Source organism: Lutibacter sp. B1, assembly GCF_012524075.1.
In the GTDB taxonomy this organism is placed as follows: domain Bacteria; phylum Bacteroidota; class Bacteroidia; order Flavobacteriales; family Flavobacteriaceae; genus Lutibacter.
This window is the reverse complement of record NZ_JAAZUI010000012.1, coordinates 94,826-103,368: the sequence shown is the minus strand read 5'-3', so window position 1 is coordinate 103,368 and position 8,543 is coordinate 94,826. Positions and strand designations below refer to the sequence as shown.

The 8,543-nt window shown below is 34.4% G+C and carries 10 protein-coding genes; 9 read left to right on the top strand and 1 reads right to left on the bottom strand.

Annotated elements, in window-relative coordinates; genetic code table 11:
* On the top strand, positions 1-458 hold a 458-nt coding region (locus tag HGB55_RS08855; RefSeq protein ID WP_168816532.1), incomplete at its 5' end, for a transposase.
* 26 nt (positions 459-484) lie between these two features.
* Here HGB55_RS08855 and HGB55_RS08850 read toward each other — a convergent pair.
* Entirely contained in the window at positions 485-2,317 is a 1,833-nt protein-coding gene (locus HGB55_RS08850; protein WP_168816531.1) for a TonB-dependent receptor plug domain-containing protein, read from the bottom strand.
* Positions 2,318-2,707: 390 nt separating this feature from the next.
* On the opposite strand from HGB55_RS08850, the gene rpsL reads away from it, so the two are divergent.
* From rpsL to rplB, 8 genes are all read left to right on the top strand, one after another.
* Positions 2,708-3,082 (top strand): 30S ribosomal protein S12, encoded by a 375-nt coding sequence (gene rpsL / locus HGB55_RS08845; RefSeq protein ID WP_068206887.1) that lies wholly within the window; start codon positions 2,708-2,710, stop codon positions 3,080-3,082.
* 25 nt (positions 3,083-3,107) lie between these two features.
* Positions 3,108-3,584 carry a 30S ribosomal protein S7 gene (rpsG, locus tag HGB55_RS08840; RefSeq protein WP_168816530.1) on the top strand — a complete coding sequence of 159 codons (477 nt, stop codon included), beginning with the start codon at positions 3,108-3,110 and terminating at the stop codon, positions 3,582-3,584.
* A gap of 13 nt (positions 3,585-3,597) precedes the next feature.
* A complete protein-coding gene (gene fusA / locus HGB55_RS08835) occupies positions 3,598-5,688 on the top strand; it encodes an elongation factor G (RefSeq protein WP_168816529.1) in 2,091 nt (696 codons plus the stop codon).
* Positions 5,689-5,705: 17 nt separating this feature from the next.
* Complete coding sequence (rpsJ, locus tag HGB55_RS08830; protein WP_070237956.1) at positions 5,706-6,011, top strand: 30S ribosomal protein S10; 306 nt, start codon at positions 5,706-5,708, stop codon at positions 6,009-6,011.
* 146 nt (positions 6,012-6,157) lie between these two features.
* On the top strand, positions 6,158-6,775 hold the full coding sequence (gene rplC / locus HGB55_RS08825) for a 50S ribosomal protein L3 (RefSeq protein WP_168816528.1): 618 nt from the start codon (positions 6,158-6,160) through the stop codon (positions 6,773-6,775).
* The gene (gene rplD, locus HGB55_RS08820; RefSeq protein WP_168816527.1) at positions 6,775-7,404 is read left to right on the top strand and encodes a 50S ribosomal protein L4; all 630 of its coding nucleotides are present in this window, start codon (positions 6,775-6,777) and stop codon (positions 7,402-7,404) included. The genes rplC and rplD overlap by 1 nt, the downstream gene beginning before the upstream one ends.
* 9 nt (positions 7,405-7,413) lie before the next feature.
* Positions 7,414-7,704 (top strand): 50S ribosomal protein L23, encoded by a 291-nt coding sequence (gene rplW, locus HGB55_RS08815; RefSeq protein ID WP_168816526.1) that lies wholly within the window; start codon positions 7,414-7,416, stop codon positions 7,702-7,704.
* Positions 7,705-7,716: 12 nt separating this feature from the next.
* A complete protein-coding gene (rplB, locus tag HGB55_RS08810; RefSeq protein ID WP_168816525.1) occupies positions 7,717-8,541 on the top strand; it encodes a 50S ribosomal protein L2 in 825 nt (274 codons plus the stop codon).
* Positions 8,542-8,543 lie beyond the last annotated feature (2 nt).

Here is an 8,543-nt window from a genome sequence, read left to right as displayed (position 1 = left end):
AAACCCAGATTTGTGTGGTCCATCAAATCCGAAACGCCAGCAGGTACGTTGTTTGGAAAGACAAAAAAGCATTTACAAGGGATATGAAACATATTTACAATGCACCCACAAAAGAAGCCGCCAGGGCTGCTTTGGACGATTTTGCAGCCGCATGGGAAGATAAATATTCCTACGCCATTAAAAGCTGGAAAGACAATTGGGAAGACCTGACCGTATTTTTTGAATTTCCCCTGGAAATCAGAAAAATAATCTACACAACGAACATTATTGAGAATCTGAATGGGAAAATCCGAAAGTACACCAAAAACAAACTTTCATTCCCTTCTGATCAATCTGTAATGAAATCCGTATATTTGGCTTTGAGAGAAGCTACCAAAAAATGGTCAATGCCAATCCAAAATTGGGGCATTATCCTAAATCAGTTCCTTGTCATATTTGAAAAAAGGGTCCAGCTATAATTAGCTAAACCCTCGATATTTTATACTTACACACTTTGTGAAACAGTGTCACCAAAAACTTGTTGACCTGTACTTGCAACACCATTTTGGTCGAAAACATCTCTTCTTGAAGTTCCTCCAATAGAGAAGGCTAAATCTAAATCGTCGGTTAAATCATAATTACCACTAAATGTTATATTGTGGTCGTCAATTGTTTTAGTATTGTTCCAAGTATCATATACGCCTGATTGGTTAGCTACACTACCCGTTTTGCCACCTTTATTTGAATAATTCACATTGTTTTCACTATATATATCAAATCCATAACGGTATGAAATATTTAGATTGTCGTTAATTTCATAAAGTAAAGTTGCACCTCCAAAGGTTCTATGTGTTTTTTGGATGTTTGCAGCGTTATGTACAGTCCATAAAGGATGTTGTATACTATTATTTTGTCTGTAATAAACTGATTCTCCGGTAATTGGATTTTGATAAGGAAGCCCCATTAAATCAACACTTCTCGGAGTGTAAAAAACGTTTCCAAATATAGATGCATTTTCACCTGCAACGTTACTACCATAACCGGCTGCAACAGGAGGAGTTTTAAAATCAGTTCTAGTATAATTTAAGGTACCGTTCACAGTAAATTTATTTGAAAGTTTTGCATTTCCACCTAAACTAAAAGTATTACGTGTTAAATGATTTCCTCTAGTAAAACCTTGATCGTCTAAATTACCATAGTTTACATTATATGAAATATTACCATCGCCAGATGATCCTCTGGCATTAATATTTGTTGTTCTAACAACACCGGTTCTAAAAAAGTTTTCAACACTTTCGTAAGGTTTCCATTCGTAACGGGCATCAGCAAATTCAGGAAATGCTTGAGGAATACCTGTAGCGGGAGATGCAGTTGAATAAGGGTGTGCTAAAGTACCATTTTCGTCAAATGAACTACTATTGCCCCATCCTGCAGGGCCCTCTTTTTCAAAACTTGGTCCCCAGTTACTAAAAAACCATCCAAATGCTTGGTCATATCCTCCACCAAACTCATTTTGATAATTTGGCATTGAAGCTATTTCATTTAAAAATAATGAACTACTAACGGTTATCTCAGTCTTTTTTGGTCCACCTTTAGAACTACCAGATTTAGTTGTGATTAAAATCACCCCATTTCTACCTTCAGTACCATAAAGTGTTGCTGCAGCTAAACCTTTCAAAACATTTACACTTTCTATATTGTTTGGATCAAGGTCTAAAAACCTGCTAGAGCCATTATTTCCGTCAACAAAGTCTCCTTGAGCGTTTGTGTCGCTGCTAAAAGGTATTCCATCAACTATAAATAGAGGTTGGTTACTTCCACTGAAAGAGTTCATTCCTCTAATTATAATACTTGTTCCTGACCCTGACATACCACTTTGTTGCTGAATTTGTACTCCAGATGCTTTACCGCTTAAAACTCTAGCAACATCCCCTTCTGATCGTTGCTCCAAATCTTCAGTTGCAACATTAGAAACAGCATAACCTAAAGCTTGTTTTTCTCTTTTGATTCCAAGTCCGGTAACAACTACTTCTTTTAATGCTTGGGCACTTTCTTGCATAAGTACATTTATTACATTGGCAGTTTCAACAGTTTTTTCAGTAACATGCATACCAATAAAACTAAACTGTAAGATATCCCCAGCAGAAGCTTTAATTGAATAATTTCCGTCAAAATCTGTTTGAGTACCTGTATTAGTACCTTTTACTACAACTGTTACTCCAGGTAGAGGTCCGCTTGCATCGGAAACTATACCGGAAACAGTTTTTACTTGTGCAAATGAAATTTGCACTGATAACGCCAATAGCAGCGTTAAAAAACCATTAAACTTTGTTTTCATTCTTATAAATTATTTGAATTAATTGGGTCAAAAATCTTAATAATTTGTTAAAACTCCAATTTTATTTAAAAAAAAACATAAAAAATGTTAAATTAATATAAATAATATGTTTAAAATCATAAAAAAATAAAAAAATATCACATAAAATGTTATTACATTAAAGATAATTTATTTTAAAACACGACTTTGTGGTGATTTTTTTTGTGGTGATTTAAATGAGACTTGTTTTTGTTTAAAATAGCTTCGTGGTGTTGTGTATATTGAGGTTCAAAAGATTTTTAAAAAATAAAATATACACTTATTTGAATAACAAGAAATTATTTGTACATTTGCAAACTCTTAGAAAAGAGCTTATAAAAAATTTAAAAGTAATTAATAACAAATTTTAGTATGCCAACAATTTCGCAATTAGTACGAAAAGGAAGAACCAAAATAACTAAGAAGAGTAAATCGGCTGCTTTAAATTCATGTCCTCAACGTAGAGGTGTATGTACGCGTGTTTACACAACAACACCAAAAAAACCTAACTCAGCTATGCGTAAAGTAGCAAGGGTAAGGTTAACAAATGGTAATGAAGTGAATGCTTACATCCCTGGAGAAGGGCATAATTTACAAGAGCACTCGATAGTATTAGTTAGAGGTGGAAGGGTTAAAGATTTACCAGGAGTTAGGTATCATATTGTACGTGGTGCATTAGATACTGCCGGTGTTGATGGAAGAACTCAGCGTCGCTCTAAATATGGTACAAAAGCACCTAAAAAGTAATTTTAAAAAACTTTAATGTAAAGACATGAGAAAAAGAAGAGCGAAAAAAAGAGTTCTTTTACCAGATCCAAAGTTTAATGATCAATTAGTAACACGTTTTGTAAACAACTTAATGTGGGATGGTAAAAAATCTGTAGCCTTTAAAGTGTTCTATGATGCTTTGGAGATAGTAGAACAAAAGAAACAAGATGAAGAGAAATCATCTTTAGAAATATGGAAAGATGCATTATCAAATGTAATGCCTCAAGTTGAAGTTCGTAGCCGTCGTGTAGGTGGGGCGACTTTTCAAATACCAATGCAGATTAGACCTGACCGTAAGGTGTCTATGGCAATAAAATGGCTGATTTCATATTCAAGAAAACGTAATGAAAAATCAATGGCTCAGCGTTTAGCTGCTGAAATTTTAGCCGCAGCAAAAGAAGAGGGTGCTGCTGTTAAGAAAAGAATTGATGTTCATAAAATGGCTGATGCTAATAAAGCATTCTCTCACCTTAGATTTTAATTATAATTAGAAAATGGCAAGAGATTTAAAATATACAAGAAACATTGGGATTGCAGCTCATATTGATGCAGGTAAAACAACTTGTACAGAGCGTATCCTTTATTATACGGGAGTTTCTCATAAAATAGGAGAGGTACATGATGGTGCAGCAACAATGGACTGGATGGAGCAGGAGCAAGAAAGGGGTATAACAATTACTTCGGCAGCTACGCATTGTAATTGGTTGTATAGAGGACAAACATATGCGGTTAATATTATTGATACACCGGGTCACGTTGACTTCACTGTTGAAGTAGAACGTTCTTTACGTGTGTTAGATGGTGTTGTAGCGTTGTTTAGTGCGGTGGATGGAGTAGAACCTCAATCTGAAACAGTTTGGAGACAAGCGGATAAATATAAAGTACCTCGTTTAGGTTTTGTTAATAAAATGGACCGTCAGGGAGCTGATTTCTTTAATGTTTGTAAACAAGTTAGAGAAATGTTGGGAGGTAATCCTGTTCCTTTACAAGTGCCTATTGGTGACGAAATTGATTTCAAGGGTGTTGTTGATCTTATTTCAAAGAAAGCAATAGTTTGGAATGAGGATGATATGGGTATGACTTATGAGGAAATTGAAATTCCTGCTGAATTGTTAGAGGATGTAGAAATGTACAGAGCTCAATTGGTTGAAGCAGTGGCAGAATATGATGAGGAGTTGATGGAGAAATTCTTCGAAGATGAAGATTCTATTACTGAAGACGAAATTATTGCTGCTTTACGTGCTGCAACAATAGATATGTCTATCATTCCAATGATGTGTGGTTCGGCATTTAAAAATAAAGGTGTTCAAGCCATGCTTGATGCTGTAATGAGATTTTTACCTTCACCTATAGATATTGAAGCTATAGAAGGTGTTAATCCTGATACTGAAGAAGCCGCTTTTAGAAAACCAAATATCAAAGAACCTTTTTCAGCATTAGCATTTAAAATAGCAACAGACCCATTTGTTGGTCGTTTAGCATTTTTCCGTGCTTACTCAGGATTTTTGGATGCAGGTTCTTATGTGTTGAATACTCGTTCCGGTAAAAAAGAGCGTATTTCACGTATTTACCAAATGCATGCGAATAAGCAAGAGCCGATTGCAAGAATTGAAGCTGGTGATATTGGAGCTGCTGTAGGGTTTAAAGATATTAAAACAGGGGATACGCTTTGTGATGAAAAACATCCTATAGTGTTAGAATCTATGTCTTTTCCTGAGCCTGTAATTGGTATTGCAGTAGAGCCAAAAACAAAGGCTGATGTTGATAAATTAGGAATGGCTTTAAGTAAATTAGCTGAAGAAGATCCTACGTTTGTTGTTAAAACTGATGAAGCTTCAGGTCAAACTATTATTTCCGGAATGGGCGAATTACATTTGGAAATTATTGTTGATCGTTTAAAACGTGAATTTAAAGTTGAAGTGAACGAAGGACAACCACAGGTTGAGTACAAAGAAGCGATAAGCGCAAAAGCTCAACATCGAGAGGTGTATAAAAAACAATCTGGTGGTCGTGGTAAATTCGCAGATATACAATTTACTATTGAGCCTGCTGCTGAAAACGAAACAGGTTTAATATTTGTTAATGAAATTAAAGGTGGTAATATTCCTAAAGAATATATTCCTTCAGTAGAAAAAGGATTTAAAGAAGCTATGAAAAACGGACCTTTAGCCGGGTACGAGATTGATAGTTTGAAAGTTACTTTATTTGATGGTTCATTCCACGCAGTTGACTCGGATCAATTATCATTCGAATTAGCAGCAAAAATGGGATTCAAAGCTGCAGCAAAAGCTGCAAAAGCTATAATCTTAGAGCCAATTATGAAATTAGAAGTTGTTACTCCAGAAGAAAATATGGGTGATGTTGTAGGTGATTTAAACCGAAGAAGAGGTCAAGTTAACTCAATGGATGACAGAGCAGGTGCAAAAGTTGTAAAAGCGAATGTACCTTTATCAGAAATGTTTGGTTATGTAACTACTTTAAGAACATTATCATCTGGTAGAGCAACATCATCAATGGAATTTTCACATTATGCTGAAACTCCATCAAACATTGCAGAAGAAGTAATAACTAAAGCTAAAGGTTAATCTCTAAATTATTAACGATGAGTCAAAAAATTAGAATAAAATTAAAATCGTACGATTACAATTTAGTAGATAAATCTGCTGAAAAAATTGTAAAAACGGTAAAAAATACAGGAGCTGTTGTAAATGGACCAATTCCATTACCAACTCACAAAAAGATTTTTACAGTATTACGTTCACCACACGTAAACAAAAAATCTAGAGAACAATTTCAATTAAGTTCTTACAAAAGATTATTAGACATTTATAGTTCATCATCTAAAACTATTGATGCTCTAATGAAGTTAGAACTACCAAGTGGAGTTGAAGTAGAAATTAAAGTTTAAGTACTTTAAATATCGAAAGTTAGCTTTCGATAACATGTCCGGAGCGATTGACGAAGGAAAAACGGAAAAAATACATTCAGGGTTGAAGTATTTTGACCCTGTTTTTTTGGAATAAAAAATAAAAATAATAATTTAATTAAATTAAAATGTCTGGGTTAATAGGAAAAAAAATCGGAATGACCAGCTTATTTGATGAAAACGGGAAAAATATTCCTTGTACAGTTATTGAAGCAGGTCCTTGTGTAGTTACCCAAGTCAGAACCGAAGAGGTAGACGGGTACAAAGCCCTTCAACTTGGTTTCGATGACAAAAAGGCAAAAAGCTCTAATAAAGCTTTAGACGGTCACTTTAAAAAAGCAGGAACCGTTGCCAAGAAAAAAGTTGTCGAATTTCAAGGATTTGAAGAAGAGCATAATTTAGGAGATCAACTTACAGTTGAGCTTTTTAAAGAAGGAGAATTTGTTGATGTTTCAGCAACTTCTAAAGGTAAAGGTTTTCAAGGTGTTGTTAAACGCCATGGATTTGGTGGTGTTGGACAAGCAACGCATGGTCAACATAACCGTTTAAGAGCTCCAGGTTCTATTGGTGCTGCATCGTATCCTGCGAGAGTATTCAAAGGAATGCGTATGGCTGGTAGAATGGGAGGAAGTAAAGTTACAGTTCAAAATTTAAGAGTTTTAAAAGTAGTTGCTGAAAAAAATCTACTAGTGGTTAAAGGATGTGTTCCTGGTCACAAAAACGCTTATGTAATTATTCAGAAATAATGAAAGTATCAGTTTTAGACATACAAGGAAAAGATACAGGAAGAAAAGTTGAACTTTCTGATGCTGTATATGGAATTGAGCCAAACAATCATGCTGTATATTTAGATGTAAAGCAATATTTGGCTAATAAAAGACAAGGAACTCACAAAGCTAAAGAAAGAGCTGAAATTTCTGGAAGTACTCGAAAAATTAAAAAACAAAAGGGTACAGGTACAGCTCGTGCGGGAAGTATTAAATCTCCTGTTTTTAGAGGTGGTGGTAGAATATTTGGACCAAGACCAAAAGATTATTCTTTTAAATTAAATAAAAATTTAAAAAGATTAGCTCGTAAATCTGCATTAAGTATTCAGGCAAAAGAGAATAATATTATAGTTGTAGAAGACTTTAATTTTGATGCTCCAAAAACTAAAAACTTTACTGCAGTTTTAAAAGCATTTGGTTTAGAAACCAAAAAATCTTTATTTGTGTTGGCTGAACCAAATAATAATGTATATTTGTCATCGCGCAATTTAAAAAGTTTAAAAACTGTAACTAACACAGGGCTAAGTACTTACGAATTGTTAAATGCAAATAAAGTGATCCTTTCAGAAGGTTCATTAGAAGGAATTGAATCTAATTTAAGTAAATAGGTAACAGAAATGAGTATTTTAATTAAACCTATTATAACGGAAAAAGCAACAAATGATAGCGAATTATTTAATCGTTATGCTTTTGTTGTAGATAAGAAAGCTAACAAACTTGAAATTAAAACAGCTGTAGAACAAGCTTATGGCGTTTCAATTGAAAGTGTTAAAACTATGAATTACCCAGTAAATCGTAAAACAAAATACACTAAAAGTGGAATTGTTCAAGCAAAATCTGGAGCTTATAAAAAAGCTATAGTTCAGTTGGCTGAAGGAGAAAATATTGATTTTTATAGCAATATCTAAGAAAAGATAAAAATGTCAGTTAGAAAATTAAAACCAATAACACCAGGTCAGCGTTTTAGAGTAGTGAACGGGTTCGACACCGTAACTACTGATAAGCCGGAGAAAAGTTTATTAGCTCCGAAAAAAAGATCTGGAGGTCGAAACAACAAAGGGAAAATGACTATGCGCTATATTGGTGGTGGTCATAAGAAAAAATACCGTATTATCGATTTTAAAAGAGATAAAAATGGTGTTCCTGCAACTGTTAAAACTATTGAATACGATCCAAACCGTACAGCATTTATAGCATTGCTATCTTATGCTGATGGAGATAAGAGATATATAATAGCTCAAAATGGATTACAAGTAGGGCAAACAGTAATTTCTGGTGATGGAGCTACTCCAGATATCGGAAACACAATGTTATTAAAAGACATTCCTTTAGGAACTACAATTTCTTGTATTGAGTTACATCCGGGTCAAGGGGCTGTTATCGCTCGTAGTGCCGGTTCTTTTGCTCAGTTAATGGCAAGAGAGGGGAAATATGCAACTATTAAGTTACCTTCAGGAGAAACTAGAATGATTCTTTTAACTTGTACGGCAACAATAGGAGTTGTGTCTAATTCAGACCATCAATTATTAGTTTCTGGAAAAGCTGGTAGAACACGTTGGTTAGGAAGAAGACCTAGAACAAGACCGGTAGTGATGAACCCTGTTGATCACCCTATGGGAGGTGGTGAAGGACGTTCGTCAGGAGGACATCCTAGATCTAGAAACGGTATACCGTCTAAAGGGTACAAAACAAGATCTAAGACTAAGGCGAGTAATAAATATATTATAGAACGTAGAAAAAAATAATT

What these genes read in the sequence shown, in the direction of transcription:
- HGB55_RS08850 (WP_168816531.1), bottom strand. Translation starts at nt 2,317, where the DNA reads ATGAAAACAAAGTTTAATGGTTTTTTAACGCTGCTATTGGCGTTATCA.
- rpsL (WP_068206887.1), top strand. Translation starts at nt 2,708, where the DNA reads ATGCCAACAATTTCGCAATTAGTACGAAAAGGAAGAACCAAAATAACT.
- rpsG (WP_168816530.1), top strand. Translation starts at nt 3,108, where the DNA reads ATGAGAAAAAGAAGAGCGAAAAAAAGAGTTCTTTTACCAGATCCAAAG.
- fusA (WP_168816529.1), top strand. Translation starts at nt 3,598, where the DNA reads ATGGCAAGAGATTTAAAATATACAAGAAACATTGGGATTGCAGCTCAT.
- rpsJ (WP_070237956.1), top strand. Translation starts at nt 5,706, where the DNA reads ATGAGTCAAAAAATTAGAATAAAATTAAAATCGTACGATTACAATTTA.
- rplC (WP_168816528.1), top strand. Translation starts at nt 6,158, where the DNA reads ATGTCTGGGTTAATAGGAAAAAAAATCGGAATGACCAGCTTATTTGAT.
- rplD (WP_168816527.1), top strand. Translation starts at nt 6,775, where the DNA reads ATGAAAGTATCAGTTTTAGACATACAAGGAAAAGATACAGGAAGAAAA.
- rplW (WP_168816526.1), top strand. Translation starts at nt 7,414, where the DNA reads ATGAGTATTTTAATTAAACCTATTATAACGGAAAAAGCAACAAATGAT.
- rplB (WP_168816525.1), top strand. Translation starts at nt 7,717, where the DNA reads ATGTCAGTTAGAAAATTAAAACCAATAACACCAGGTCAGCGTTTTAGA.